The sequence below is a fragment of the Sphingomonas sp. Leaf17 genome (assembly GCF_001421505.1).
Classification (GTDB): Bacteria; Pseudomonadota; Alphaproteobacteria; order Sphingomonadales; family Sphingomonadaceae; genus Sphingomonas.
This window is the reverse complement of the sequence record NZ_LMKL01000001.1, coordinates 468,412-494,210: the sequence shown is the minus strand read 5'-3', so window position 1 is coordinate 494,210 and position 25,799 is coordinate 468,412. Positions and strand designations below refer to the sequence as shown.

Genomic DNA, 25,799 nt, shown 5'->3' with positions numbered 1-25,799 from the left:
CGGCGCCCGCCCGGAATCACCGCACCGGCAAATCTACCGTCACCGCGTGCGTCGTGATCGGCAGCGGCACACACAGCAATCCGACCGCGCTCGCCAGCCCCAGCGCGGCCCAGCCGAACCGCCGCTCCCGCAAATCCCGCAAGCCCCGCGCGAAACAGTAGATGACGGCCGCGCAGACGACCGCCGTCACCACCCACCACTCACCCACGATACAACCCCTCCAGCCGCGCGCCGTACACATCGCGCAGGACATGCCGGCGGATCTTCAGCGACGGGGTCAGCTGTTCGTTCTCGATCGTGAACGCTTCGTCCGCCAGCACGAAACGGCGAACGCGTTCGGTGACCGACAGGTCCTTGTTCACCCGCTCCAGCGCCGCGCCGATCGCGGTGCGATAGGTGCTGTTTTCGTTCAGCCCCTTCATGTGCGCGCCCGTCCTGGCGGCCCATTCCTGCGTCCAGTCGGGGTCGGGCACGATCACCGCGACCATGTGCGGCCGGCGGTCGCCATAGATCATCGCCTGCGCGATTTCGGGTTGCAGGGTCAGCATCCCCTCGACCTTCTGCGGCGCGACATTGTCGCCCTTGTCGTTGACGATGATGTCCTTCTTGCGGTCGGTGATGCGGATCCGCCCGCGATCGTCGATCTCGCCGATGTCGCCGCTGTGCAGCCACCCGTCCTTCAGCACCCGCGCGGTTTCGGCGTCGTTGCGCCAGTATCCGTGCATGACCAGTTCGCCCCGGATCAGCAGTTCGCCGTCCTCGGCGATTCGGATTTCGGTGTCGGGCAGCGGCGGGCCGACGCTGTCGGTGCGGATCCCGGCCGATGGCCGATTGCACGAAATGACCGGTCCCGCCTCGGTCTGGCCATAGCCCTGCAGGATGCAGACCCCCAGCGATTGGAAGAACAGCGCGACCTCCGGGTTCAGCGGCGCGCCGCCCGACACCATCGCCTTCAGCCGCCCGCCGAACTTCTTCGCAATCTTCGGCTTGAACAGGGTCCGCACCGCCAGCTGCGCGGGCCGATCGACCAGCCGCAGCCGGCCGTTGTACGACCGGTCGCCGATGTCGAGCGCGCGGTCGAGCAGCCATGCGCCCATGCCGCCCTGTTTGGCGACCGCCTTGGAAATCCGCATCCGCAGCACTTCGAACAGGCGCGGCACGACGAACATGATCGTCGGGCCGACCTCCTCGATATTGGCGGCCAGCCGGTCGAGGCTTTCAGCGTAATAGATCTGCCCGCCGAGACCGATCGGAAAATGCTGGCCGCCGGAATGTTCATAGGCGTGGGACAGCGGCAGGAACGACAGGAACACCTCGTCGTCCCAGCCGAAATCCTCCGCGATGACCGCGGCGCACCCCTTCACATTGTGCAGGATCGCGCCGTGATGCTGCTTCACCCCGCGCGGCGACCCGCCGGTGCCGCTGGTGTAGATGATGCAGGCCAGATCCTCGCGCACGAAATCCGCCCGCGCCGCGACCTGTTCGGGGTCGGCCGGATGCTGGGCGATCAGCGAGTGCCAGTGGTGGACGTCGACGCTGGACTGCGCGATCCGCACCTCCTCCATGCCGATCACGATCTGCGCGTTGGCGGCGCGGAAGATCGCGGGCATCAGTGTGCGCGCCAGCTTGGCGGTCGACACGATCACCGCGCGCGCGCCGCTGTTCTCGATGATGTGGCTGTGGTCGCGTTCGGTGTTGGTGGTGTAGGTCGGCACGGTCACACAGCCGGCGGCCATGATCGCCAGATCACTGATGCACCATTCCGGCCGGTTTTCCGACACCAGCATCACCCGGTCGCCCCGTTTCAGGCCAAGTGCGGTCAGCGCGGTCGCGAGTGACGCAACCTGTCGCGCGGCCTCCGCCCAGCTGATCGGCACCCATGTCCCACCGGTCCGGGTCCACAGGAACGGCGCGTCGCCCTTCTCCGCTGCGCGCGTGAAGAACATCGTGACGAGGTTGGGGAAGTGTTCCAGCGTCCGCATGGTCGCTCTCCGGTGGCGCGTGACGGGCATGACGGTCTGTTGCCGGCCTGGCCCATGAAGGCGGAATGTTACGGTTGCAGCGCGGTGCCGACGCTGCGCGGATCGGCCGCCCCGACCCAGCCGGTCGCTGTCCGCTCCGCGGCATTGGCCTTCAGCCCCAGCTTGCCGATCGTTACCCGGTGGCCCAGCGCCTCCAGCGGCGCCTTCATCGCCTCCAGCGCGGTGCCCTGTTCGATCACCAGCCCGTCGCCGTTGAAGAACAGCAGGGGCAGGCCGATCGACGCCTTCGCGTCCAGCCCCCAGTCGAAATGCGCGATCAGGGCCTTGGCGACCTGCATGATGATCGTCTTGCCGCCGGCCGCGCCGACCGTGAACACCGGCTTGCCGCCCGCGTCGTAGACGATCGTCGGGGCCATTGACGACAGCGGCCGCTTGCCGCCCTGAACCCGGTTGGCGACCGGCATCCCGTCCTTTTCCGGTGCCGCGGTAAAGTCGGTCAGCTCGTTGTTCAGGACATAGCCGTTCGCGAGCAGCTGGCTGCCGAACGGCCCCTCGACGGTCGAGGTCATCGACACGATGTCACCGGCCTTGTCGACCGCGATGAAATGCGTCGTGCCCGGTACGTCGGGCGACAGCGCCGCCGTCCGCCTCGGTGCGCCCGGCGGATTGCCGGCGGCATAGGCGGGCAGGGTGGCGTCGGGGCGGATCAGCGCCGATCGGCTGGCCAGATACCCCTTGTCGATCAGCCCGGCGACCGGCACCGCGACGAAATCGGGGTCGCCGAGATATTTGTCGCGATCGGCATAGGCCAGCTGCATCGCCTCGCCGATCAGATGCCACGCGGCGGGCGAATCCTTGCCCATCGCGCGCAGGTCGAAGCGTTCGAGCATCCCCAGCACCTGCAACACCGTCGTCGCGCCGGACGAGGGCGGCCCCATGCCGCAGACCTTGTACCCGCGATAGGTGCCGCAGACGGCGGCGCGTTCCTTCGCCTTGTACCCGGTCAGGTCGGCGGCGGTCATGTCGCTGGGTGCCACCGTGGTGCCGCGCGTGGCGGCAAGGATCGCGGCGGCGTTGGCCCCGGTGTAGAACGCGTCCGGCCCGCGCGCGGCGATGTCGCGCAGGGCGCGGGCGAGTGCCGGATTCTTCACGGTCGTGCCGATCGGCAGCGGCTGGCCGTTCGCGCTGTATTGCGCGGCGATCGTGGGAAACTTGTCCCACAACGGCCCGGTCAGGCCCATCGCGCCGTTCATCGGCCGGGTGACGGTATAGCCGCCCTCCGCCAGCCGGATCGCGGGTGCGAACAGCGCCTTCCACGGCAGCTTGCCCCATTTCTTCTCGGCCATCGCCATCAGCCGGATATTGCCCGGCACGCCGACCGATTTGCCGCCGGGAAACGACAGCAGATAGGGCAGCGCGCGGCCGTCCGGCCCGACGAACCGCTGCGGCGTGGCCGTGGCCGGGGCCGTCTCACGCCCGTCGATCGTGTCGATCGTGCCGCGCCTGCCGTCGTGGTGGACCAGGAAGCCACCGCCGCCGATCCCGCTCGACTGCGGCTCGACCACGGTCAGCGCCAGCATCATCGCCATTGCCGCGTCGGTCGCGCTGCCGCCCTGACGCAGGATTTCCTGCCCCGCCTGCGTCGCGCGCGGATCGGCCGAGGTTACGGTACCCGTCGCCACGACGGTATCGCGTGCGGCGATCGGCGCGGCGGGGACGAGCAGGGCGACGCCCAGAAGGAACTTGTTCATGGGGCCAAACCCTAACGCGCTTTGGCGCGCGGGCAAGATGGCTCAGCCCGCGCCGACCGCCTCGCCGACATGCGCGAACCCATCGCGCGCCAGCAGCGCATCCAGATCGTGCAGGATCCGCCGCGCCAGCCCCGGTCCCTCATACACCAGCGCGCTGTACAGCTGGACCAGCGACGCGCCCGCCCGGATCCGCGCATAGGCTTCCGCCCCGCTGTCGATTCCCCCGGCGGCGATCAGCGGCAGTTGCCGTCCGGTCGCGGCCACGAAATCGCCCAGCCGCGCGCGCGCCAGCACCGCCAGCGGCGCACCCGACAGCCCGCCGGGCTCCGCGCCGTTCGCTGATCGCAGACCCGGCCGGGTAATGGTCGTGTTGCCGATGATGATCGCGTCCACGCCGTGGTCGATCGCCGCGCGGGCGATATCGTCGATCGCCACCCGGTCGAGATCGGGCGCGACCTTCAGGAACAGCGGCGTGCGCGCACCCCCGGCCCGCCGCGCGCCGTCCGCCGCCGCCAGCAATTCGGCCAGCGCCGCGCCGTGTTGCAGGTCGCGCAGGCCCGGCGTGTTGGGCGAGCTGATGTTGATCGTCACATAATCGGCGATCGGCGCGGCCAGCGCGACCCCGGTCTCGTAATCGCGCGTCCGGTCCGCCGCGTCCTTGTTCGCGCCGACGTTGATGCCCAGCACGCCTGCCCGCTTCGCCGCCATCGCGCGGGGCAGGGCGGCGCGGATACCGCCATTGTTGAACCCCATCCGGTTGACCACCGCCCGGTCCTCGACCAGCCGGAACAGCCGCGGCTTCGGGTTGCCGCTCTGGGGCAGGGGGGTCAGCGTCCCGATCTCGACCGCGCCGAAACCGAAACCGAAGAATCCGTCGATCGCATGCCCGTCCTTGTCGACGCCCGCCGCCAGCCCCAGCGGATTGGCGAAGTCGATTCCCGCCACCCTGGTCGCCAGCCGTTCCGACAGGTCCGGCCCGGGCGCAAGCGGCGTCCCCATCCGCCCCCATGTCGACAGCATCGAAATGGACAGCGCATGTGCGCGCTCGGCATCCAGCCCGAACAGGGCGCGGCGAAGGGGAAAGCTCATGCGGATGCCATTCGCATCCTGCGGGGCGTGCGTCAAAGGTGGTTGTTCGCCTCGTTGCAGCTGGCTCATGCTTCCACCCCGGCGGAGGCCGGGGCCCAATTGGGTCAGCGTCTCGACGTTGTTCCCGTCTCCAACCCATTTAGACCCCGGCCTCCGCCGGGGTGGTGTTTATGGTTGGGGGGGGCTCCTCCACGGACGCCCCCCGATTACCGGTTGACGCGCCGCCCCCCAGCCACCATCTGCCAATCGGATCGAATTCATCCGATTGGAACCCAGTGCGCCTGTCCAGCCTAGCCGACTATGCCGTCGTGATGATGAGCGCCGCCGCGCGCCATTGCGGTGGCGCCGGTCGCCTGAACGCGACGCTGCTGGCGACCGAAACCGGCGTACCGTTGCCGACCGCGCAGAAGCTGGTCAGCCGCCTGTCGTCCGCCGGCCTGATCGAAAGCACGCGCGGCACCGGCGGCGGCATTCGCCTCGCTCGTCCGCCCGCGACGATCAGCCTCGCCGACATCATCGAGGCGGTCGACGGGCCGATCGCGCTGACGTCTTGCGTCGACGGCGCGGCGCATGACTGCTGCATCGACCAGACCTGCCGCGTCAAACCCCATTGGAACGCGGTCAATGACGCGGTGCGCGGTGCCCTGTCGGGCGTCACGCTCGCCCAGCTTGCCGCTGACTATGCGCCGACCCCGCCCCCCACGGCGCTCTCCCCGCTGAACAGGACTCCCGCACTCGCGGGAGCACGAGGATAATATGGCCACCCGCAACGCCGAAGCCCATGCTGCCGCGAACAAGACGTACGAATGGGGTTTCCATTCGGACATAGAGCAGGAATTCGCGCCCAAGGGCCTGTCCGAGGACACCGTCCGCTTCATCAGCGCCAAGAAGGGCGAGCCGGAATGGATGCTCGACTGGCGGCTGAAGGCGTATCGCCTGTGGCTGACCATGACGCCGCCCGACTGGGCCAAGCTGAACGTGCCGCCGATCGACTATCAGGACGCGTATTACTACGCCGAACCCAAGGCAAAGCCCAAGCTCGGTTCGCTGGACGAGGTCGACCCGGAAATCCTGCGCGTCTACGAAAAGCTCGGCATCCCGATCGCCGAGCAGAAGATGCTCGCCGGTGTCGAGGAAACCGATGAGAACGGCGTGGTGATCCCGCAGCGCCGGGTCGCGGTCGACGCGGTGTTCGACAGCGTGTCGGTCGCGACCACGTTCCGCAAGGAGCTGGAGGCCGCCGGCGTCATCTTCCGCTCGATCTCGGAGGCGATCAAGGAATATCCCGATCTGGTCCGCAAATGGCTGGGCAAGGTCGTGCCGCAGCGTGACAACTACTTCGCCACGCTGAACAGCGCGGTCTTCTCCGACGGCACCTTCGTCTACATCCCCGAAGGCGTGCGCTGCCCGATGGAGCTGTCGACCTATTTCCGTATCAACGCCGAAAACACCGGCCAGTTCGAACGCACGCTGATCGTCGCCGACAAGGGGTCTTACGTCTCGTATCTCGAAGGCTGCACCGCGCCGATGCGCGACGAGAACCAGCTGCACGCCGCCGTGGTCGAACTGGTCATCCTCGACGATGCCGAGATCAAGTACAGTACCGTGCAGAACTGGTATCCCGGCGACGAGAATGGCGTCGGCGGCATCTACAACTTCGTCACCAAGCGCGCGCTGTGTTCGGGCAAGAACGCCAAGGTGTCGTGGACGCAGGTCGAAACCGGCAGCGCGATCACCTGGAAATATCCGTCCTGCGTGCTGGCGGGCGACGGGTCGGTCGGCGAATTCTATTCGGTCGCGGTTACCAACAACCGGCAACAGGCCGACACCGGCACCAAGATGATCCACCTCGGCAAGAATACACGGTCCACGATCGTGTCGAAGGGCATTTCCGCCGGCCGCAGCGACAACACCTATCGCGGGTTGGTCCGCGTCGCGCCGACCGCGGAGGGCGTCCGCAACTTCACCCAGTGCGACAGCCTGCTGCTCGGCGACCAGTGCGGCGCACACACCGTCCCCTATATCGAGGTCCGCAACCCGTCCGCGCAGATCGAGCATGAGGCGACGACGTCCAAGATTTCCGAGGACCAGATGTTCTACGCGATGCAGCGCGGGCTGGATTCAGAAGCGGCCGTCGCGCTGATCGTCAACGGCTTCGCCCGCGAGGTCTTGCAGCAATTGCCGATGGAGTTCGCGGTCGAGGCGCAGAAGCTGCTGGGGATTTCGCTGGAAGGCTCGGTCGGATGACTTCGATGCTTGCCATCTTATTTTTTATTCAAGTGACTGCTGCTGGCACCGTCAATGATCTCGCGGATAGCTGGAAGTGTGCAACGCCTTTGATTCAAAAAAACCTAAATCTGAAGGTTAATTCCAGGGATTTGGCTTTGCGAATCTTCGATGAGTGTAGAGTACAATATCATAAACCGTCCGCTGAAACGAGCGGTGATCCAGTAGCTTTGAAGGAATATCAGGACGACTACTATTACTACGTAGGCGTCTTCGTTACAAATGTCGAAAAAGATATTGAGCGCCGACGACGTGCTCGTGATATCCCACTTGCGAGATAGTTAATGCTAAAAATCAATAACCTTCACGCCGAAATCGACGGCAAGGAAATCCTCAAGGGCCTGTCCCTCACCGTCAACGCGGGCGAGGTCCATGCGATCATGGGGCCGAACGGCGCGGGCAAGTCGACGCTCGGCTATGTGCTGGGCGGACGGCCGGGGTACGAGGTCACGCAAGGGTCGGTCGAGTTCGCGGGGCAGGATCTGCTGGAAATGGCTCCGAACGAGCGCGCCGCCGCCGGCCTGTTCCTCGGCTTCCAGTATCCGGTCGAGATCCCCGGCGTGTCGAATGTCCAGTTCCTGCGCGAGGCATTGAACGCCCAGCGCGGCCAGCGCGGCGAAAAGCCGTTGTCGGGCGGCGAATTCCTGAAGCTCGCCCGCGCGCAGGCGGAATCGCTGTCGATGGAGTATGACATGCTCAAGCGGCCGGTGAATGTCGGCTTTTCGGGTGGCGAGAAGAAGCGGAACGAGATGGTCCAGATGGGCATCGTCGCACCGAAACTGGCGATCCTCGACGAAACCGATTCCGGCCTCGACATCGACGCGCTGCGGATCGTCGGCGACGGCATCAACCGTATCATGCGCGCACCCGACAAGGCGGTGATCCTCATCACCCATTACCAGCGCCTGCTCGATTATGTGCAGCCCGATTTTGTGCATGTGCTCAGCGGTGGACGGATCATCCGTTCGGGCGGGCCGGAACTGGCCGCCCAGCTTGAAGCCGACGGGTATGTGGGGATCGCGGCATGAACGACGCGCAAATCCTCCCCGGCACGGGGAGGGGGACCGCCGGCGCAGCCGGTGGTGGAGGGGGTGCGCCACAAGCGACACCCCTCGCGGCGACCCCCCTCCACCATCCTGCGGATGGTCCCCCTCCCCGTGCCGGGGAGGAATTGATCGTACTCCCCGACACCCGCGTCGAAGCATGGCGCTGGGCCGATCCGGCGGCGATCACCGCCGCCGCCGCCCTGCCCACGACCGCCGCGGCCGACACCGATGCGCTGTTCCTCGACCTGCCCGGCATCCGCCTGCTGGTCATCGACGGCGTGCCGCAGAGGGAGGGGCTACCCCCCGCTGCCGGTGTGACCTTTGTAACCTTTGACGGTGGCGACCACGTCCTTGGCGCGCAGGCGGCCGGCTCGGGCTGGCGGCTCGATGTCGCGGTGGGCAGCACGAACGACCCCGTGCAGGTCGTCCATGTCGCGACCGGTGGCAGCAACCACCTGCCGGCCGGGATCGTGCTGGGCGACGGCGCGACCGCGCAGGTCGTTGAAACCTATGTCGGCACAGGCTGGTCGAACCGGCTGACTCGCGTGACGCTGGGCAAGGGCGCGCGTCTGATGCGCGCGGTGCGGTTGCTCCAGACCGAAGGCTTCGTGTCGCTGCGGGAGGAAGTGACGCTGGCGGAGGATGCGAACCTCGTCACGACGATGCTCGGCGCGGGCGATGCCGGCACCCGCGTCGACGCCGCGATCACGCTGGCGGGCAATGCCGGGATCGCCGAATATGGCGGTGCCCTGCTGACCCGCGCCGAGCAGAAGCAGGAATGCGCCGTCCGCGTGCGCCATGCTGCGCCCAACGGCCAGTCGCACCAGCTCTGGCGCGCGGTCGCCGCCGATCGCTCGACCGCCAGCCTAGCGGCCGCCGTAGAGGTCGCGCGCGACGCGCAGAAGACCGACGGTGAACAGAGCTTGCGCGGCCTGCTGCTGCTGCAACGCACCGCGACCGTGAACCTGAAGCCCGAGCTGGAAATCTTCGCCGACGACGTGAAGTGCGCGCACGGTGCGACCGTCGGCGAACTCGATGCCAAGGCACTGTTCTACATGCAGAGCCGCGGAATCGCTCCCGCCCGCGCACAGGCGCTGCTGACCCGCGCCTTCGTCGGCGATGCGCTGAGCCGGATCGAAGACGAGACGGTCCGGGTGGCGTTCGAGGCGGATGCCGACGCATGGCTGGACCGCGCGTTGGGCGGGGCAGGGGCTGCTTGATCTACGCTCCCTCCGTGTTTCCCGGCGAAGGCCGGGGTCCAGTCGGGCGCGCCGTCGTGGCGGATTGCCGTCCGCCGTCACGTCTGCGGTGTTACTGGACCCCGGCCTTCGCCGGGGAACAGGAAATCTCCACGAACCACAACATCCCTAACTTCACCCCGGGCCACCAGCCATGATCGCCACTCAAACTCGCCCGCTCGACACGCTCGCCGACTTCCCGGCGATTCCCGAGGGCTGGGCCTATCTCGACACCGCCGCCACCGCGCAGAAGCCGCAGGCGGTCATCGACGCGATCACCCGCGCGTACGGTGAAACCTACGCCACCGTGCATCGCGGCGTGTATCAGCGCTCGGCCGACATGACCTTGGCCTATGAAGCCGCGCGTCGCACCGTCGCCCGCTTCATCGGCGCCGGTAGCGAAAACGAGATCGTGTTCGTGCGCGGCGCGACCGAGGGGATCAATCTGGTCGCGCAATGCTGGGCCGGGACTCAGTTGAAGGCCGGCGACCGTATCGCCCTGTCGCTGCTGGAGCATCACAGCAACATCGTGCCGTGGCAGATGGTCGCCGAGCGCCTTGGTGTCGCGATCGACGTGATCCCGCTGACCGGGGATCACCGGATCGACCTCGACGCGATGGCGGCGATGCTGACGCCCCGGCACAAGCTGGTCGCGCTCTGCCACGTCTCAAACGTCCTCGGATCGGTCCTCGATGGCCGCCGCGCCGCCGATATCGCGCACGGCGTGGGTGCGAAGATCCTGCTCGACGGGTGCCAGGCGGTGCCGCGTGTCGCGGTCGACATGGCGGCGCTGGATTGCGACTTCTACGTCGCGTCGGGGCATAAGCTCTACGGGCCGACCGGGATCGGCTTCCTGTGGGCGCGGCCCGAACTGCTGGAGGCGATGCCGCCTTATCAGGGGGGCGGGTCGATGATCGACCGGGTGACGTTCCAGAAGACGACCTATGCGCCGCCGCCGGGCCGGTTTGAGGCGGGGACACCGCACATCGTCGGCGCGCTGGGGCTGGCGGCGGGCATCGACTATGTCACGTCGCTGGGTCTCGATGCGATCCACGCGCATGAAACCGCGCTGGTGACCCGGACGCGCGAGGCGCTGTCGACGCTCAATAGCGTGCGCGTCTATGGCCCGGCGGATTCGGCGGGCATCGTCAGCTTCACGATCGAAGGGGTGCATCCCCATGATATCGGCACCATATTGGACGAGGAGCGAGTCGCGATCCGCGCCGGCCACCACTGCGCGCAGCCTTTGATGGATGCGCTGGGTGTGCCGGCCACCGCCCGCGCCAGTTTCGGGGTCTATAACGGCCCGCAGGATGTCGATGCGCTGGTGCGCGGGATCGACCGGGTAACAAGGATTTTTGGATGAGCGACCGGTTCGTCGTTGAAGAAGTGGAGGCGGTGTCGGCACCGCCCAAGGCCCGTGTGCAGGACATCGCGCCGGAGCCGATCACGGAACGCAAGCGCGACTATCTCGATGGCTTCCTGACCCAGAAGCCGGCGGGCATGTCCCCGACCGAGCCGGGCGGCGAGTTGTATGAAGGCGTGCTGGCCGCGCTGAAGGATATTTTCGATCCTGAAATTCCGGTCAATATCTACGACCTCGGCCTGATCTACGGCATCGACATCGACGGGTCGCACGCGGTCGTGTCGATGACGCTGACGACGCCGAATTGCCCGGTCGCGGAATCGATGCCGGGTGAGGTCGAACTGCGGGTCAGCGCGGTGCCGGGCATCGCGACCGCCGACGTGAATCTCGTCTGGGATCCGCCTTGGGATCCGCAGAAGATGTCGGACGATGCCAAACTCGAACTGGGGATGCTGTAATGGCGACGACCTTGCGGGAACGTCCCGCGGCGCTGAACCTGACGCCATCGGCGCATGCCCGGATCGCCGATCTGATGGGACGGGCGCCGTCGGGAGCGATCGGAGTGAAGCTGTCGACGCCGCGTCGCGGCTGTTCCGGCCTCGCCTATTCGGTCGACTACGTCACCGAGGCCAAGGCGTTCGACGAACGGATCGACACGCCCGGCGGCACGCTGTTCGTCGATGGCGGCTCGATCCTGTATCTCATCGGATCGACGATGGACTGGGTCGAGGACGACTTTGCCGCCGGCTTTGTCTTCGCCAATCCGAACGCCAAGGGCGCCTGTGGCTGCGGCGAGAGCTTCACGGTCTGACCAGGACGACGCGCTGGCGGTTTTCCGGCCCGGCAACACCGCAATAAAAAACCACGGTGAGGTTGCCCTCACCGTGGTTTTTTCAGGTCAGATCATCAGCGCTTAGAAGTGCGCGATGATACCAGCCATCGGACGGATGCTCTTGGCTGCACCGAACGTGCTGACTTCGCCGCGGAAGCGGATGCCGCTGTTGCCGGTGATGCCGCCCAGGCCGATGTCCTTCGGGCCGACTTCTGCGCCGATGCCATAGGTCACGGCATGGAAGTCACGGCTGTCGTCGCCCAGCGCGTCGAAATTGACCCACTGGTAACCGACCTTGCCGTAGAACAGGCCGCTCTCGCCTGCGCGGAAACCGAACCGGCCGGCTGCGCCGTACTGCCAGTCGATGTCACCGCTGACGCCCTTGGTCGCATTGCCCTCTGCGCCGACGAACACCGGGCCAAGCGGCACGTTCACGCCGAGTACGCCCTGCACCAGCGAACCGGCGAAGTTGCCACGCGAGCGAAACGGGATCCCGGCGTTTTCCTGGCGATCGAAGTTTTCGTAGCCGCCCATGATGCCGAAATACGGCTCGATGCCGAACGCCTTGGTGCCGTCGGGCGCGGTCGGTGCGCTCGAGTCCGACATCGGCGCGTCCTGGGCGAGGGCAGGTGCGGATGCGAACGCTACCGCCGCAGCGGCAGCGAGGACGATGTTACGCATAAATAGAGTTCCTTGCTCGTCTTGAAAAATGTTGCCGGGTCGCATCGACCGTCTTTGGCAGCGAGGTCATAACCGCGCACCCGTCAATTCGTTGCACTGCAACCGTACAAAAGCGTGGAACTTTTGAATCCGTTGCCCTTCTGCAACGGTTTCTGTCGTTTGGATGAACGAACCAAGTCGGTGGTGGGGCCGGCCCGGGAAGAGTGCGGCGGGATCAAGGCAAGGCCGCCACAATCATGGAGATCGGTCATTTTCCGTCACGTCGGGAAAAGCCGGGGATACGATCCGACCTATCGTCCACTGTATAATCGTGCCGAATCGGTTTGCGCAAATCAGCGGGCGACCGGCCGTGCCCGCCGCGCCGTATTGCGATGCAACAAGAAAGGCCGGCCGCCCCGTGCAGGGAGTGACCGGCCGGTGGCCGTACGAATTCGTGTCTCCGTCCGGTGACGGCATCAGGCCGTGTAGTCAGGGTCGCAAGGCAACGTCATCGCGATCGGTCGATGGATCGGTATCGTTCCGCTGGCCGTCGAACGCATCCTGTGCGTCGTCCTCGTCCTGATCGTCCTCGTCCATGTCGACGCTGGAATCGGCTTCGCCGACCGCCCGCGAATCCATTTCCAGGTCGTCGATCGCCTCGTCCTCCATGTCGTCGTCACCCAGGTCGGGGGCAAGATCGGTCAGGAGATTGCCGTCGCTTGGTCCGTCACGAGTGGCCTCCAGTATTTCCGCACGCTGACTCTCGTCATAGCCGTCCTCGTCATACCCGTCGTCGCCGGTGCCCGTGCCGCGTACCTGATGTCCGCCCATGATCGCCTCCATCGCTGTGATGGTCTGGAAACGGGCGGGTGGCGCGGCGGGTTCCGTGCGCCTGCGACGAGCGGCGGATCAATGCGACCGGAACAGGCGCCCGCGTTCGGTGACGGTGACGAACGCCAGCGCGCACAGACCCGCCACCAGGAAGCCGGTGACCATCGGCGCGGTCGTCCCGTCGAAAGACTGGCCGATGATCGCGCCGAAGATCGCGCCCAGCGTGACGCTCAGAAACCCCTGCACGCTGGAGGCGGTCCCGGCGATCCGGCCCATGTCCTCCATCGCCATCGCCGAGAAGTTCGACGTCGCCAGACCGAAACAGGCCATGGTCAGCGCCTGCAATACCGAGAAGACGTAGATGCTCTCCATCCCGCCGAGGATCAGCGCGAGGTGGACGGCGGCCAGGACGGTCAGCGCCGTCATCGCGCTGTGACTGATGCGGCGGGTGCCGATCCGCATCACGATCCGCGAATTTAGCAGGTTCGCCAGCGCCATTGTCGCGGCGGTTCCGGCGAATACGAACACCAGCATTGCCGGCAGGCGGAACGTGTCGAACATGATCTGCTGGATCGAATTGATATAGCCATACAGCGCGCTCATCAGCGCCGTGGTGGCCAGCGTGTAGCCCAGCGACCAGCGGTTCGTCAGCGTCGTGCGCCATCCCGACAGGATACGCGCGGCCGAAATGGGCTGGCGATCAGCGGCGGCCAGCGTTTCGGGCATCCGCAGGATGAACCACGTCAGCACGGCCAGCGTCAGCGCAGCGACCATCCAGAAGATCAGCCGCCAGTCACCGAACAGCAGCACCGCCTGCCCGAACGTGGGGGCCAGCACGGGTACGACCATGAACACCATGAACGCGATCGACATGACCTTGGCCATGGCCCGGCCGTGATAGCAGTCTCGCACGATCGCGACGGTTGCGACACGGGTCGCCGCCACCGCGGCACCGCCAAGCGCACGCACCACGAGCAGCAGGGCAAAACTGCCAGCCAGCGCCGCGGCGACATTGGCGACCGCATAGGCGACCAGTGCCCAGATCAGCACCGTGCGGCGGCCGTAGCGATCGGCCAGCGGACCATGGGCCAGCTGCGCCACGCCGAAGCCGATGACGAACGCGGTGATGACCAGCTGCCGCGAGTTTTCCAGCGTGACCCCCAGCGCGTCGCCGATCGCGGGCAGGGCGGGCAGCATCGAATCGATGCCAAGCGCACCCAAAGCCATCAGCGCGGCGATCAGCGCGACGAACTCGGCAAAGCCGATCGGCGCGCCCGCCGGTTCGGGCAGGGCGTCGGGCAGGGGTTCGGCGGCCGTGACCGGCGCGATTTCGGTGTGTGCGGATGTCATGAACGCACGCACATAGGCAATCGGTCGGCCGTTCGCCACCCGCGACCCGGCTTGCTGCCCCGGTGCATACGTATTACGTGTATTGCCCAACCAACGCACCACGAGGTTCTCCATGTCGCGATCGCCTGTCATCGTTTCGCTCGCACTGATGCTGCTGACGGCGGCGTGCAACCAGCCGGAGGAGGGAACGACGATCGCGATCAATGCCGATGGCGGTGCCATGACGGGCGGGATCGACGGCAGGACCGGCGCGCTGAAGGTGGACATTCCCGGGTTCAAGGGCGAACTGGCCCTGCCCAGGATGACGCTGAACGCCGACAATTTCGACATGAACGGCGTTCATCTCTACCCCGGTTCCTCCATCCAGGGGATGAATATCCAGGGTGGTGACGGGAAGGGTAATGAGGGCGTCCGCCTGTCCTTCACCAGCCCGGCCACGCCGCAGGTCGTGCGCGACTGGTTCGTGGCCAGAATGGAAAAGACCGGCTTCACCGTGGCTGCCGACGGCAACAGCCTGCGCGGTACGACCGACGATAAAAAGGCCTTCACGCTCGATCTGGCACCGGAGGGCGCGGACAAGGCCAGGGGCACGCTGGTCGTCGGCGGCTGACCGACCGTCGCCGCGCGGGGCGGGGGCTTGGTCCGGCCCGGAGCCACACCGCTTGTCCCACCCCGCCGCCATACGCTATCGTTGACGTTTCCGTTGTGATCCGGGACGATTTGCCATGCTCGATACGCCCTCGGCCCAGGTGCCGACGCTTTCCCTCGCCGATGCCGACCGCGATCCGGACGGTTTCGCTGCTGCATTCGGCGGATCGTTCGAACGCTATGGTTTCGCTGTCATCGCCGACCACGGCATTTCGGAGGATCTGATCGCGCGCGCCTGGGCGCAGACGCAGGCGCTGTTCGCGCTGGACGAGGACGAGAAGCGCCGCCACCATCTGGCCGGCAGCGGTGGCGCGCGCGGCTACACGCCGTTCAGGACCGAGATCGCCAAGGGGGCCGACGTCGTCGACCTGAAGGAGTTCTGGCATGTCGGGCGCGAGTTGCCCGCCGGCCATCCATATGCCGATCGCATGGCCGCCAATGTCTGGCCGGCACGCCCCGAGGGTTTCCGCGAAACCTTCGTCGAGCTGTTCGCCGCCTTCGACCGGGCGGGTGACCGTCTGCTGTCGGCGATCGCGCGGCATCTGGGGCTGGCCCCCGACTGGTTCGACCCGGCGGTCAAGGATGGCAACAGCGTGCTGCGGCTGCTGCATTATCCGCCGATCCCGGCCGATGCCCCGGGGGTGCGGGCGGGCGCGCACGAGGATATCAACCTCATCACCCTGTTGCTGGGCGCGGAGGAGGCGGGCCTCGAACTGCTCGATCGGGACGGACGCTGGCTGGCGATCAAGCCGCCCGAGGGTGCGATGGTCGTCAACGTCGGCGACATGCTGCAGCGTTTGACCAACCATGTCCTGCCGTCGACCACACACCGCGTCGTCAATCCGCCGCCCGAACGCCGTGGCCATTCGCGCTATTCGATGCCCTTCTTCCTGCACCCCGCACCCGATTTCCTGATCGAGACCCTGCCGTCCTGCGTCAGCGACACGAATCCGAACCGCTATCCGACGCCGATCACCGCGCATGATTATCTGCACGAGCGGCTGGTCGAGATCGGTCTTATCAAGGCCTGATGGCCTGACCGGGCGACAGGGTGGCGGTCCCGCAGGGATCCCGACCACCTGCCGTCGCACCATGGTGTCGGCTGGGCGCACGGGCGGCCGGAACCTATTCCCATTAAAATAATAGGCATTATGGTCCGGGGGCCGTTCTCGTGATGTGAAGCTCCCGGAACGGACCGAAAACTGGCCCAGCGGACACCGGATCGCTGGGCCATTTTCGCACCCGACGGTTCGGCGCAGAGGATCCGGGCATGATGCGCTTTCGGCTTATGCGAGGCATTCGCAATAATGTTGAACTTCTCGGGATAGCCCGCTAGGCGGACGGGGTGACCCGAACCGACCCGATCCCGACTCCAGTCCGCCAGACCAAGCGCAAATGGCGCGGCTGGTGGCTCAAGCAACTGCACATGTGGCATTGGATGAGCGCGGCGGTCGCGTTGATCGGCATGCTGCTGTTCGCGGCCACGGGCATCACCCTCAATCATGCGGCCATGATCGGCGCGACGCCGGTGGTGCAGGAGCGCGCAGGCGTGTTGCCGCCGCCGTTGCGCGCGTTGATCGCGACCCCGTCGACCAGCGAAGGACCATTGCCGCCATCGATGTCGGCGGCGGTCGAACGATCGGTCGGGCTGGACCCGGCGGGCAAGGCCGGGGAGTGGTCCGACACCGACGTCTATGTCGCCCTGCCGCGCCCCGGTGGCGACGCCTGGGTCAGCATTGATCGCGCCAGCGGGCGGATCACGGCGGAGGATACCGATCGCGGCTGGATCGCGTACCTGAACGACCTGCACAAGGGCCGCAATGCCGGCGGGGCGTGGGCGTGGTTCATCGACCTGTTCGCCGGCGTCTGCATCCTGTTCACGCTGACGGGTCTGCTGCTGCTGCATCTGCATGCACGCCACCGGCGGCTGACCTGGCCCATCGTGGCGGCGGGTGCCGTCATTCCGATCATCCTGTTGATCCTGTTCGTCCATTGAGGAGGCCCGTTGCCATGCGACCATCCCCGTTCGCTCTTCCCCTGTTCGCGTTGCTGGCCGGCGGTGTCGCCGCGCCCGCCATTGCCGGGACCGTGACCGTCACCATCCCGCGTCAGCCGGTCGCCGAATATCACAAGCCCTATGTCGCGATCTGGCTTGAGCCGGTTGGCGGCGGCCCGGCCCGCACGATCGCGCTGTGGTACGAGACGAAGAAGGTCGGCAAGGAAGCCGGGACCAAGTATCTGGCCGATCTGCGCGCGTGGTGGCGCAAGGGCGGCCGGGCGATGACCGTGCCGGCCGACGGCATCAGCGGCGCGACCCGCGCGCCGGGGCAATACACCATCGCGCTGCCCGCCAACATCAAGCCCGGCCAATATGTCCTGAACGTGGAGGCCGCGCGGGAAACCGGCGGTCGCGAACTGGTGACGCTGCCGCTGAGCGTGCCCAATCCCAATGCGCGCGGGTCCGGCAAATCCGAACTTGGTGCCATCACCCTGTCCGCCCGTTGAGGAACCCTGCCATGAAGCCATTTGCCGTCCGCCTGATCGCCGCCGCCGCGCTGCTTGCGGTCCCCGCCATCGCCTCGGCACACCGGATGTGGATGCTGCCGTCGGGGACCGTCTTTTCGGGCACCGACGCCTGGGTGACGATCGACGCGGCGGTGTCCAACGACCTGTTCTTCTTCGATCACCAGCCGATGCGGCTCGACGGGGTGAAGGTCTGGCAGCCCGACGGAACGCCGGGCGCGCTGCAGAATGGCGCGACCGGCCGCTATCGCTCGGTGTTCGATGTCCAGCTCGACAAGCCCGGTACATGGAAGATCGGCGCGCAGATGTCCGGCGTGATGGGCAGCTTTACCGTCGATGGCGTTGAAAAGCGCGTCGGCGGGCGCGGTGGCCCGCCGCGTCCCGGCCAGCCCGCGCCGCTGACGGTCGCCGATATCCCGGCCAACGCGACCAACGTGAAGCTGACCGAGACGTCGTCGCGCAACGAGGTGTTCGTGACCGCCGGCGCGCCGACCACCACCGTCCTGACGCCCACGGGCAAGGGGCTGGAGTTCGCGCCCGTCACGCACCCGGACGAGCTGGTGGCTGGCGAGGCGGCCAGGTTCCGCTTCCTGATCGACGGCCAGCCGGCGGCGGGGCTGACCGTCACGGTAATCCCCGGCGGCAAGCGGTATCGCAACGACGAGGGGGCGATGACCCTGAAGACCGGCGCTGACGGCGGGTTCAGCGTGACCTGGCCAACGGCCGGCATGTACTGGCTGAACGCGACGGCGACCGATGCGAAGACGACCACGCCGCGCGCGACCGAGCGGCGGATGAACTATGTCACGACGCTGGAAGTCCTGACGCCGTGAGCCAGGCCGGGTGAGGATCGCACTGCCGCCGGTCATCGCCGTCGACGCGCTGGCGCGGCGTGACCCGGCCGCCGCCGTTGTCGGTCTTGACGGGGAGACGATGGGCACGCGATGGTCCGTCCGGCTGGCCTTGCCGTCAGGGCAGGCGGCGGACGCCATCGCGGCGGCGATCGTCGCGCGGCTCGACGATCTGGTCGCGCAGATGAGCCACTGGTCGCAGACGTCGGATCTGGCGCGTTTCAACCGGTCCCCGGCGGGACACTGGGCCGCGCTGCCCGCCGATTTCGCGCAGGTCATGGCCGAGGGGCTGGCGATCGCGGCGAAGACCGATGGCGCGTTCGATCCGGCGATCGGCCGTCTGGTCGATCTCTGGGGCTTTGGCCCGGTCGCGGTGGCGGCACCACCGACGCCGGCGACGATTGCGGGGGCGCTGGCGGCATCGGGCTGGCGGCGGCTGGCGTTGCGCGACGGACATTTGCGGCAGCCGGGTGAGCTGGCGCTCGACCTGTCGGGCATCGCCAAGGGCCAAGCGGTCGATGCGGTCGCGGTGCTCCTGCGCGATCTGGGCGTCGATCATGCGCTGGTCGAAATCGGCGGCGAACTGGCGGGGATGGGCGTTCGCCCCGATGGCCAGCCATGGTGGGTCGATCTGGAGGTGCCGCCGGGTGCCGATGTCGCACCGCTGCGGATCGCGCTGCACGGTATCGCCGTGGCGACATCGGGCGACTATGTGCGCGGTGCCCACACGCTGGATCCCCGCTCGGGCAGGCCGGTCGCCAACGGGGTGGTGTCGGCCAGCGTGGTCCATGCGACCGCACTGGCCGCCGATGCCTGGGCGACGGCGTTGACCGTGGCGGGTGCGGAGGCGGGCGTGGCGATGGCCACCGCGCACGGAATCGCCGCGCGCATCGTGACGGTGGTCGGGGGCGTAACGCATGAATATCTGACGCCGGGCATGGCGGCGATGCTGGCGGATCCCTGAACCGTCGTCACGAAACAGCCGATCGGCTCGAATCATCGGCCGATGCGTTGGTGGTGCCAACAGGATTCTGAGCCAGGACCGGCGCAATGTCTGGCGATCGTTGGGAAGCATGATGACGGATGCGACGACCGCAGGAATGACGACCGATTACGAAATCTCCACCACCCGGCGATGGCGGCGCGTTGTCCTGTACCGGATAGTGTTGGGAGCAGTCGCGGCGCTGCTGCTGTGCTGGCTGGTCCTGTACATCACGAAGGGTCGGTTCCTGCGCCACCCGTTCGAGCGGCTGGTCGGCGGTCTCACGCACCGCAGCGTCACCGTGCGGGGCGATTTCCAGCTGTATTTCGCGCCGTTCCAGTTGAAACTGGTCGCGGACGGGCTGGCGATCGGCAATCCCGCCTGGGCGACGAAGCCGATGCTGTTCACCGCCGACCGGCTGGACGCGCGGATCGCTCCGCTGTCGCTGATCTTCGGGCGGCGGCGGCTGTACGCGCTGACCATGGACAAGGGCGCGGTCGATCTGGAATGGAATGCGGCCCACACCACCAACAGCTGGACGTTCAGCGAAAAAAAGGGCGGTGCTCCGCTGGAGTTTCCGACCATCGACCGGGCCGTCGTCAGCGGAACGACCCTGCGTTACCGCGACCCGCGGATGCGCCTTCTGGCCGATATCGCGTTCGACACGGTCCGGTCCGCCGATACCCGGATCGGCCGTTCCGTATCGTTTGATGGCAAGGGGGTCGTTCGCGATACGCCCTTCACCGTGACCGGGGCGCTGCTGTCGCCCGACGAGACGGTGGCGCGCGGGCGCAACCGGCTGAAGCTGCGCGCGGTGGCGGCGAACAACGTGATCGGCGTGGCCGGCGTGCTGCCCTCGGTCGCCGATATCGAGGGCGTGCCGCTGGCTGTGGCGGCGCGCGGACGCAATGTCGACGAGTTGCTGGGTATCATCGGCGTGGTCGTGCCGGAAACGCGCGCCTACCGGATGACCGCGCAGCTGGTGAAAAAGGGCGACGAATATCGCTTCCGCCGGCTGATCGGCCGGTTTGGTGACAGCGACATCGCCGGCCGCTTCACCGTGAACAATGGCGGGCCGCGTGTGCACATCGCCGCGACGCTCGCCACGCGGACGCTCGATATCGTCGATGTCGCGCCCTTCATCGGCTATAATCCCGATATCGTCGCCACGCGCGGGTTCCAGGCGGCGGCGCGGGCGACGGGTGCCCCGCCGGCGCTCATGCTGCCCGATGCGCCGTTGCGGGTGGCCGCGATGCGCCAGTTCGATGCCGACGTCCGGTACACCGTCGACAAGGTCCGGTCGCGCAAGATACCCCTGTCCGACATCGCGCTGACGCTGGCGCTGAAGAACGGCGTCATGACGTTGTCGCCGCTGACCCTGTCGATGGCGCGGGGCAATATCGCTGCCGACGTGACGGTCGATACGCGCAAGCGGCCGGCGCATACCAGTTACGACATTCGTCTCGCCCCGACGCCGATGGGCCGGTTGCTCGCCGGATTCGGCGTGACCGAGGCGGGGACGACCGGCCTCATCAAGGGGCGGGCGCAGCTTGAGGGGGATGGCGACACGATCCACGATTCGCTGTCCACTGCCGATGGCCGGATCGCGGCGACGATGCCGCGCGGCACGCTGTCGACCGGCAACGTCCAGTTGGCCGAGCTGGACATCGGGACGTTTGCGCAAAAGATGTTCCAGGGGCGGCTGAAGGAGCCGGTCCAGATCAATTGCGGGCTGATCGGCTTTACCGTGCGAAACGGCATCGCGGCGGCCGACCCGATCCTGATCGACACGGCCAAGAGCGTCATCACCGGTCGCGGCGGGTTCAGTTTCCGGACCGAGCGTATGGACCTGGCGTTCCGTGCCGACGGCAAGAAGTTCAGCCTGTTGTCGGGCCAGTCGCCGGTCGGGCTTGGCGGCTATTTCTCGCGGCCGTCGCTGTCGGTCATCAGCCCGCAGTTGCTGAGCCGCGCCGGTGTCGGTCTGGGCCTTGGCCTGCTGGCGACGCCGCCGGCGGCGATCCTGGCGTTTGTCGATGTCGGCGATGCAAAGGCGGCGGCCTGCGGTCCGGTGCTGGCTGGCGCGCGGGCGAAGGCGCAGCGTACCGACGAGGGGGACGCGCGGTCGGACGTCGGCAATGGCACGACGAGCAAGGCGCCGAAGAAAAAGAAGTTTCTGGGGTTGTTCTGAAACGCCTCAGTCGGGGTCGAACACCGACCAGCCGGTCCGCTGCACCAGCCGCTCCAGCGCCAGCGTGCCGAGCTGGGAATTGCCGCGCGCGTTCAGGCCGGGCGACCAGACCGCGATGCTGGCCTTGCCCGGCGCGATCGCCAGGATGCCGCCGCCCACGCCGGACTTGCCGGGCAGGCCGACCCGGTAGGCGAACTCGCCCGACCCGTCATAATGGCCGCAGGTCATCATGACCGCGTTGATGCGGCGCGCGCGCTGGGCCGACACGACCGATCGGCCGGTGGCGGGATTGATCCCCCCGGCCATCAGGTAGCGCCCGGCGTGGGCGAGTTGGCGGCACGTCATCGCCAGCGCGCATTGATGGAAATAAACCCCCAGCGTCCGTTCGACCGGATGATGCAGATTGCCGAACGCGCGGATGTAATTGGCGAGCGCGATGTTGCGAAAGCCTGATCCTGCTTCGGCCAGCGCCACCGCCTCGTCGATGAAGATCGCGTCGTCATTCGCCAGCGCGCGGACGAAGCGCAGGATTTCGCCGATCGCCTCGCGCGGGGCATAGCCGGCCAGCAGCATGTCGGACACGACGATCGCACCGGCGTTGATGAACGGGTTGCGCGGCACCCCGCGTTCGGTTTCCAGCTGGACGATCGAATTGAACGCGCTGCCCGACGGCTCCCGGCCGACCCGCCGCCACAACTGGTCGCCGACCGCGCCCAGCGCCAGCGTCAGCGCGAAGACCTTGGATATGCTCTGGATCGAGAACGTCTGGTCGGCGTCGCCGGCTACATGGCAGGTGCCGTCCGCCTCCACCACCGCCATGCCGAAATGCGACAGCGGCACGGTGGCCAGCGGCGGGATATAATCGGCGACCGCACCACGATCGGGCGCGGCCGCCATTTCCGCGGCGATGTCGGCGACGATGGCGGCAAGGGAATCCATTTGGGTAGACTAGCGCCGATCCGCGCCGACGCCAGCCGGCTGAACCTAAACCGCCATCGTTACCGCATTGGCGGGCAGTCCGGGGGCAGGGGCATCGAAGGCGAACAGACCGCCGGCCAGTGGCGCGGCCGCGCGCTCGGCGTCGGACAGGCCCTTCCAGGCGGTCGTCGCATAGGCGGTCCGCAGGTCGGGGCCGCCAAACGCGACCTTGGTGACATTCGGCACGGGCAACGCAACGGTCGCCAGCAACGTGCCGTCGGGGGCGTAGCGCCGCACGCCCCAGCCGCCCCAGAGCGCGACCCAGACGCAGCCCTCGGAATCGACGCTGACCCCGTCGGGATGACCAGCCCCGTCCTCGATCGCGATGAAGGGTTCGCCGTCGCGCAGCAGGTCACCGGCCGAAATATCGAAGCGGGTGACGGTGCGGCCCAGCGTATCGACATGATACAGGAACCGGCCGTCGGGACTGGTCGCGGGACCGTTGGTGATGACGCATTGGCCGCCGACCGCGCTAATGTCGCGACCGTCGAAGACATGGACCGCGCCGGTCGCCAGCGTCTCGTTGTCGTCCATCGTCCCGAACCACAGGCGTCCGCGCGCATCGACGGTGGCGTCGTTGGTCCGGTTGTGCGCGGGCATGTCGATCGCCGCGATCGGGGCCGAGAGCATGCCGTCGCGGAAGCGGTGCAGGTGCCCCCGGATGCCGACCAGCAATCCGCCATCGGCCGCCAGCACCAGGAAGCTGGCGGGACCGTCGACCGGATAGCTGGTGCCCGCCTGCGTCGCTGGATCGAACCGGTGGATCGCATGCCCCTTGATATCGACGAACCACAGTGCCGCGTCTTCAGCGACCCAGAGCGGTCCTTCGCCAAGCTGCGCGGCCAGCGGCCAAACGATCCGGCTTTCCATCCTGTCTCTCCTACGATCCTTGCCGTCGATTAGTCGGACATTTGAGCGGGCGGAAGCCGGAAAGTGGCGTTCAGTCCTCGACGATCCGGCTGTGCTTCTGGCTGTCGCGCATCTTGATGAAGGCGATCAGGGAGACGCCGATCATCGCCGTGACGTACCAGAAGAAATACTGTTCCACCCCCTTCGACTTCAGCCACAGCGCGACATATTCGGCGGTACCGCCGAACAGCGTGTTGGCGATGGCATAGGGCAGGGCGACGCCCAGCGCGCGGATGTGCGCCGGAAACAGCTCCGCCTTCACCACCGCGTTGATCGCGGTATAGCCGGTGACGATCACCAGCGCGGCGGTCACGAGCAGGAACGCGCCGAACGGCGTGCCCACGGCGGCGATGCCCGAGAAGATCGGCACGGTGAAGATCATGCCCAGCACGCCGAACGCGATCATCAGCGGCCGCCGGCCGATCCGGTCCGACAGTGCGCCGGCGGCCGGTTGCAGCAGCATGTAGAGGAAGGTGGCGGCAGCGACGATCCGCGTGCCGGTCACCTTGTCGAACCCGGCCGAGTTGACGAGGTATTTCTGCATGTAGGTCGTGTAGGCGTAGAAGGCGAGCGTCCCGCCGGCGGTCATCATGACGACCGTGAACGCCTCCTTCGGGTATTTGCTGAACAGCATCCAGCCCGACGATTTCGGTGCGCCGGTGGCGGTGCTTTCCTTGTCGGCATTCTGATAGGCCTGCGTCTCGGCAAGGCCACGGCGGATGCGGAATACGACCAGCGCCAGTGCGGCCCCGACCGCGAACGGGATGCGCCAGCCCCACGCCTCCAGCGCCGCCTCGGGCATCACCGCCTGGAGCAGCAGCAGGACGGCCAGCGCGATCAGCTGGCCGGCGATCAGCGTGACATACTGGAAGCTGGAGAAGAAGCCGCGGTTCGTCTTGCCCGCCATCTCGCTGAGATAGGTCGCCGACGCGCCATATTCGCCGCCGACGCTCAGACCCTGGATCATCCGCGCGACAACCAGCAGGATCGGCGCGGCGACGCCGATGGTGGCATAGCCCGGACAGACCGCGATGATGAGCGAGCCGAGGCACATCAGCGTGACCGACAGCGTAAGCCCCGCCTTGCGTCCGCGCCGGTCGGCATAGATGCCCATCACCCACGCGCCGATCGGGCGCATCAGGAAGCCGACGGCGAAGACCGCCGCCGTGCTCAGCAACTGCGCGGTGGGGTCGTCCGAGGGGAAGAATACGGGCGCGAAGTACAGCGTGAACGCCGAATAGGCGTACCAGTCATACCATTCGACCAGATTGCCGGCCGCCCCGCCGATGATCGATTTGATCCGCTTTGTCTCGATCATCGCGCCGTCTCTCCCGGTTGGCGGTTTACATGGGTTAGCGTCTTACGCCGCCATTCACCGTTGTGCGACCCCCGCCGCATGGGGTCATTCGGTAGCGCTGGCCAGAATCCGGCGGGCCTCGTCCAGATGCAGCCGCTCGACCATCGCGCCATCCAGGCGGATCGCCCCACGATTGGCGGTGGCGGGGTTGTCGAAGGCGGCGACGACGCGCGTTGCCCAGTCGAGCGTCGCGGCGTCGGGGGCGAAGGCGGCGTTGGCGGCAGCGATCTGTGCGGGGTGGATCAGCGTCTTGCCGTCGCAGCCGAAGTCCGCGCCCTGCCGACATTCGGCGGCCAGCCGGTCGGCATCGTCGATCGCGTTGCAGACACCGTCCAGCGCGACCAACCCACCCGCGCGGGCGGCGGTGACGATCGCGGCAAGCGCGGGCAACAGCGGCGTGCGCGCGGCATCGGGGCGGCAGCGCATGTCCTTGGCCAGATCATTGGTGCCGGCCACCAGCGTGGTCAGGTTCAGCGTTGGCGCGGCGCGGACGATATCGCGCAGGTCGAGCATCGCGCCGCAAGTCTCGATCATCGCCCACAACGGTGGCCCGTCCGGCCCCAGCGCCGCGCGGGCGTCCCGCAACGCAGCGGGCGTCGCCTTGGGCACCAGCACCGCGTCGACCCCGCTCGTGCGGGCGGCATCCAGATCCTCGAACGACCATTCGGTGTCGAGCGCGTTGACCCGCAGGACGACCGGACGGTCGCCGAACCCGCCGTCCGCGATCGCGGCGCGCGCGGCGGTACGGGCCTGTGCCTTTTGATCCGGCGCCACCGCGTCCTCCAGGTCGAGGATCACGATGTCGCACGGCAGCGTGCGCGCCTTGGCGATGGCGCGGGGGTTGGAGGCGGGCATGAACAGCGCGCTGCGGTGGCGGAAAAAAGCGGTCATGCCCGAAAATATAGCCTGATCCGCCCCGACGGGGAAACAGC

General features: G+C 67.2%; 26 protein-coding genes. 15 read left to right on the top strand and 11 right to left on the bottom strand.

Annotated features, from left to right (window positions below; all coding sequences use genetic code 11):
• Nucleotides 1-16: 16 nt before the first annotated feature.
• From ASE75_RS02345 to ASE75_RS02330, 4 genes are all read right to left on the bottom strand, one after another.
• Entirely contained in the window at nucleotides 17-208 is a 192-nt protein-coding gene (locus ASE75_RS02345; RefSeq protein WP_055928165.1) for a hypothetical protein, read from the bottom strand.
• Nucleotides 201-1,982 carry an AMP-dependent synthetase/ligase gene (locus ASE75_RS02340; RefSeq protein WP_055928163.1) on the bottom strand — a complete coding sequence of 594 codons (1,782 nt, stop codon included), beginning with the start codon at nucleotides 1,980-1,982 and terminating at the stop codon, nucleotides 201-203. Before ASE75_RS02340 ends, ASE75_RS02345 begins: the two co-directional genes overlap by 8 nt.
• Nucleotides 1,983-2,050: 68 nt before the next feature.
• The gene (gene ggt, locus ASE75_RS02335) at nucleotides 2,051-3,733 is read right to left on the bottom strand and encodes a gamma-glutamyltransferase (RefSeq protein ID WP_055928160.1); all 1,683 of its coding nucleotides are present in this window, start codon (nucleotides 3,731-3,733) and stop codon (nucleotides 2,051-2,053) included.
• Nucleotides 3,734-3,775: 42 nt separating this feature from the next.
• The gene (locus ASE75_RS02330; RefSeq protein WP_055928158.1) at nucleotides 3,776-4,822 is read right to left on the bottom strand and encodes a quinone-dependent dihydroorotate dehydrogenase; all 1,047 of its coding nucleotides are present in this window, start codon (nucleotides 4,820-4,822) and stop codon (nucleotides 3,776-3,778) included.
• A 275-nt stretch (nucleotides 4,823-5,097) separates the two neighbouring features.
• Here ASE75_RS02330 and ASE75_RS02325 point away from each other — a divergent pair, with 275 nt between their 5' ends.
• The 8 genes from ASE75_RS02325 to ASE75_RS02295 all read left to right on the top strand — a co-directional run bounded on the left by ASE75_RS02325 (nucleotide 5,098) and on the right by ASE75_RS02295 (nucleotide 11,569).
• Nucleotides 5,098-5,577: an SUF system Fe-S cluster assembly regulator gene (locus tag ASE75_RS02325; protein ID WP_055928154.1), complete on the top strand. Its 480-nt coding sequence runs from the start codon at nucleotides 5,098-5,100 to the stop codon at nucleotides 5,575-5,577.
• Between the two features lies 1 nt (nucleotide 5,578).
• Complete coding sequence (gene sufB, locus ASE75_RS02320; protein WP_055928151.1) at nucleotides 5,579-7,069, top strand: Fe-S cluster assembly protein SufB; 1,491 nt, start codon at nucleotides 5,579-5,581, stop codon at nucleotides 7,067-7,069.
• A complete protein-coding gene (locus ASE75_RS15320; protein WP_156340057.1) occupies nucleotides 7,066-7,389 on the top strand; it encodes a hypothetical protein in 324 nt (107 codons plus the stop codon). The genes sufB and ASE75_RS15320 overlap by 4 nt, the downstream gene beginning before the upstream one ends.
• A gap of 3 nt (nucleotides 7,390-7,392) precedes the next feature.
• Nucleotides 7,393-8,136, top strand: a complete 744-nt coding sequence (gene sufC, locus ASE75_RS02315) for a Fe-S cluster assembly ATPase SufC (protein ID WP_055928148.1) — start codon at nucleotides 7,393-7,395, stop codon at nucleotides 8,134-8,136.
• 143 nt (nucleotides 8,137-8,279) lie between these two features.
• On the top strand, nucleotides 8,280-9,374 hold the full coding sequence (locus ASE75_RS02310; protein WP_055928145.1) for a SufD family Fe-S cluster assembly protein: 1,095 nt from the start codon (nucleotides 8,280-8,282) through the stop codon (nucleotides 9,372-9,374).
• 172 nt (nucleotides 9,375-9,546) lie between these two features.
• A complete protein-coding gene (locus tag ASE75_RS02305; RefSeq protein WP_055928142.1) occupies nucleotides 9,547-10,758 on the top strand; it encodes an aminotransferase class V-fold PLP-dependent enzyme in 1,212 nt (403 codons plus the stop codon).
• Nucleotides 10,755-11,216 carry a DUF59 domain-containing protein gene (locus tag ASE75_RS02300; protein WP_055928138.1) on the top strand — a complete coding sequence of 154 codons (462 nt, stop codon included), beginning with the start codon at nucleotides 10,755-10,757 and terminating at the stop codon, nucleotides 11,214-11,216. Before ASE75_RS02305 ends, ASE75_RS02300 begins: the two co-directional genes overlap by 4 nt.
• Entirely contained in the window at nucleotides 11,216-11,569 is a 354-nt protein-coding gene (locus ASE75_RS02295; RefSeq protein WP_055928135.1) for a HesB/IscA family protein, read from the top strand. Before ASE75_RS02300 ends, ASE75_RS02295 begins: the two co-directional genes overlap by 1 nt.
• A 102-nt stretch (nucleotides 11,570-11,671) precedes the next feature.
• Here ASE75_RS02295 and ASE75_RS02290 read toward each other — a convergent pair whose 3' ends face one another.
• From ASE75_RS02290 to ASE75_RS02280, 3 genes are all read right to left on the bottom strand, one after another.
• Nucleotides 11,672-12,271, bottom strand: a complete 600-nt coding sequence (locus ASE75_RS02290) for an outer membrane protein (RefSeq protein ID WP_055928133.1) — start codon at nucleotides 12,269-12,271, stop codon at nucleotides 11,672-11,674.
• A gap of 468 nt (nucleotides 12,272-12,739) precedes the next feature.
• Nucleotides 12,740-13,081 carry a hypothetical protein gene (locus tag ASE75_RS02285; RefSeq protein ID WP_055929287.1) on the bottom strand — a complete coding sequence of 114 codons (342 nt, stop codon included), beginning with the start codon at nucleotides 13,079-13,081 and terminating at the stop codon, nucleotides 12,740-12,742.
• A 78-nt stretch (nucleotides 13,082-13,159) separates the two neighbouring features.
• Nucleotides 13,160-14,431, bottom strand: coding sequence for a multidrug effflux MFS transporter (locus ASE75_RS02280; protein ID WP_055929284.1), 1,272 nt, complete (start codon nucleotides 14,429-14,431; stop codon nucleotides 13,160-13,162).
• A gap of 112 nt (nucleotides 14,432-14,543) precedes the next feature.
• Here ASE75_RS02280 and ASE75_RS02275 point away from each other — a divergent pair, with 112 nt between their 5' ends.
• From ASE75_RS02275 to ASE75_RS02245, 7 genes are all read left to right on the top strand, one after another.
• On the top strand, nucleotides 14,544-15,041 hold the full coding sequence (locus tag ASE75_RS02275) for a hypothetical protein (protein ID WP_055928130.1): 498 nt from the start codon (nucleotides 14,544-14,546) through the stop codon (nucleotides 15,039-15,041).
• A gap of 115 nt (nucleotides 15,042-15,156) precedes the next feature.
• Complete coding sequence (locus ASE75_RS02270) at nucleotides 15,157-16,110, top strand: isopenicillin N synthase family dioxygenase (RefSeq protein WP_055928128.1); 954 nt, start codon at nucleotides 15,157-15,159, stop codon at nucleotides 16,108-16,110.
• A 314-nt stretch (nucleotides 16,111-16,424) separates the two neighbouring features.
• The gene (locus tag ASE75_RS02265) at nucleotides 16,425-17,075 is read left to right on the top strand and encodes a PepSY-associated TM helix domain-containing protein (protein WP_268796011.1); all 651 of its coding nucleotides are present in this window, start codon (nucleotides 16,425-16,427) and stop codon (nucleotides 17,073-17,075) included.
• A gap of 14 nt (nucleotides 17,076-17,089) precedes the next feature.
• Entirely contained in the window at nucleotides 17,090-17,584 is a 495-nt protein-coding gene (locus ASE75_RS02260; protein ID WP_055928125.1) for a DUF2271 domain-containing protein, read from the top strand.
• A gap of 11 nt (nucleotides 17,585-17,595) precedes the next feature.
• Nucleotides 17,596-18,435 (top strand): DUF4198 domain-containing protein, encoded by an 840-nt coding sequence (locus tag ASE75_RS02255; RefSeq protein ID WP_055928122.1) that lies wholly within the window; start codon nucleotides 17,596-17,598, stop codon nucleotides 18,433-18,435.
• Between the two features lie 10 nt (nucleotides 18,436-18,445).
• Nucleotides 18,446-19,417, top strand: coding sequence for an FAD:protein FMN transferase (locus ASE75_RS02250; RefSeq protein WP_235512479.1), 972 nt, complete (start codon nucleotides 18,446-18,448; stop codon nucleotides 19,415-19,417).
• Nucleotides 19,418-19,529: 112 nt separating this feature from the next.
• Nucleotides 19,530-21,623 carry an AsmA family protein gene (locus ASE75_RS02245; RefSeq protein ID WP_055929269.1) on the top strand — a complete coding sequence of 698 codons (2,094 nt, stop codon included), beginning with the start codon at nucleotides 19,530-19,532 and terminating at the stop codon, nucleotides 21,621-21,623.
• Nucleotides 21,624-21,629: 6 nt separating this feature from the next.
• On the opposite strand, the gene ASE75_RS02240 is transcribed toward ASE75_RS02245, so the two are convergent.
• The 4 genes from ASE75_RS02240 to ASE75_RS02225 all read right to left on the bottom strand — a co-directional run bounded on the left by ASE75_RS02240 (nucleotide 21,630) and on the right by ASE75_RS02225 (nucleotide 25,758).
• Nucleotides 21,630-22,562 (bottom strand): glutaminase, encoded by a 933-nt coding sequence (locus ASE75_RS02240; RefSeq protein ID WP_055928119.1) that lies wholly within the window; start codon nucleotides 22,560-22,562, stop codon nucleotides 21,630-21,632.
• 45 nt (nucleotides 22,563-22,607) lie between these two features.
• On the bottom strand, nucleotides 22,608-23,471 hold the full coding sequence (locus tag ASE75_RS02235) for an SMP-30/gluconolactonase/LRE family protein (protein WP_055928116.1): 864 nt from the start codon (nucleotides 23,469-23,471) through the stop codon (nucleotides 22,608-22,610).
• Nucleotides 23,472-23,541: 70 nt separating this feature from the next.
• The gene (locus tag ASE75_RS02230) at nucleotides 23,542-24,828 is read right to left on the bottom strand and encodes an MFS transporter (protein WP_055928113.1); all 1,287 of its coding nucleotides are present in this window, start codon (nucleotides 24,826-24,828) and stop codon (nucleotides 23,542-23,544) included.
• An 84-nt stretch (nucleotides 24,829-24,912) separates the two neighbouring features.
• Nucleotides 24,913-25,758: an HpcH/HpaI aldolase/citrate lyase family protein gene (locus ASE75_RS02225; protein ID WP_055928110.1), complete on the bottom strand. Its 846-nt coding sequence runs from the start codon at nucleotides 25,756-25,758 to the stop codon at nucleotides 24,913-24,915.
• Nucleotides 25,759-25,799 lie beyond the last annotated feature (41 nt).

Coding starts and splice junctions, on each gene's coding strand:
- ASE75_RS02340 (WP_055928163.1), bottom strand. CDS start 1,982: ATGCGGACGCTGGAACACTTCCCCAACCTCGTCACGATGTTCTTCACG.
- ggt (WP_055928160.1), bottom strand. CDS start 3,733: ATGAACAAGTTCCTTCTGGGCGTCGCCCTGCTCGTCCCCGCCGCGCCG.
- ASE75_RS02330 (WP_055928158.1), bottom strand. CDS start 4,822: ATGAGCTTTCCCCTTCGCCGCGCCCTGTTCGGGCTGGATGCCGAGCGC.
- sufB (WP_055928151.1), top strand. CDS start 5,579: ATGGCCACCCGCAACGCCGAAGCCCATGCTGCCGCGAACAAGACGTAC.
- ASE75_RS15320 (WP_156340057.1), top strand. CDS start 7,066: ATGACTTCGATGCTTGCCATCTTATTTTTTATTCAAGTGACTGCTGCT.
- sufC (WP_055928148.1), top strand. CDS start 7,393: ATGCTAAAAATCAATAACCTTCACGCCGAAATCGACGGCAAGGAAATC.
- ASE75_RS02305 (WP_055928142.1), top strand. CDS start 9,547: ATGATCGCCACTCAAACTCGCCCGCTCGACACGCTCGCCGACTTCCCG.
- ASE75_RS02300 (WP_055928138.1), top strand. CDS start 10,755: ATGAGCGACCGGTTCGTCGTTGAAGAAGTGGAGGCGGTGTCGGCACCG.
- ASE75_RS02295 (WP_055928135.1), top strand. CDS start 11,216: ATGGCGACGACCTTGCGGGAACGTCCCGCGGCGCTGAACCTGACGCCA.
- ASE75_RS02290 (WP_055928133.1), bottom strand. CDS start 12,271: ATGCGTAACATCGTCCTCGCTGCCGCTGCGGCGGTAGCGTTCGCATCC.
- ASE75_RS02285 (WP_055929287.1), bottom strand. CDS start 13,081: ATGGGCGGACATCAGGTACGCGGCACGGGCACCGGCGACGACGGGTAT.
- ASE75_RS02280 (WP_055929284.1), bottom strand. CDS start 14,431: ATGACATCCGCACACACCGAAATCGCGCCGGTCACGGCCGCCGAACCC.
- ASE75_RS02275 (WP_055928130.1), top strand. CDS start 14,544: ATGTCGCGATCGCCTGTCATCGTTTCGCTCGCACTGATGCTGCTGACG.
- ASE75_RS02270 (WP_055928128.1), top strand. CDS start 15,157: ATGCTCGATACGCCCTCGGCCCAGGTGCCGACGCTTTCCCTCGCCGAT.
- ASE75_RS02260 (WP_055928125.1), top strand. CDS start 17,090: ATGCGACCATCCCCGTTCGCTCTTCCCCTGTTCGCGTTGCTGGCCGGC.
- ASE75_RS02255 (WP_055928122.1), top strand. CDS start 17,596: ATGAAGCCATTTGCCGTCCGCCTGATCGCCGCCGCCGCGCTGCTTGCG.
- ASE75_RS02245 (WP_055929269.1), top strand. CDS start 19,530: ATGACGGATGCGACGACCGCAGGAATGACGACCGATTACGAAATCTCC.
- ASE75_RS02240 (WP_055928119.1), bottom strand. CDS start 22,562: ATGGATTCCCTTGCCGCCATCGTCGCCGACATCGCCGCGGAAATGGCG.
- ASE75_RS02235 (WP_055928116.1), bottom strand. CDS start 23,471: ATGGAAAGCCGGATCGTTTGGCCGCTGGCCGCGCAGCTTGGCGAAGGA.
- ASE75_RS02230 (WP_055928113.1), bottom strand. CDS start 24,828: ATGATCGAGACAAAGCGGATCAAATCGATCATCGGCGGGGCGGCCGGC.
- ASE75_RS02225 (WP_055928110.1), bottom strand. CDS start 25,758: ATGACCGCTTTTTTCCGCCACCGCAGCGCGCTGTTCATGCCCGCCTCC.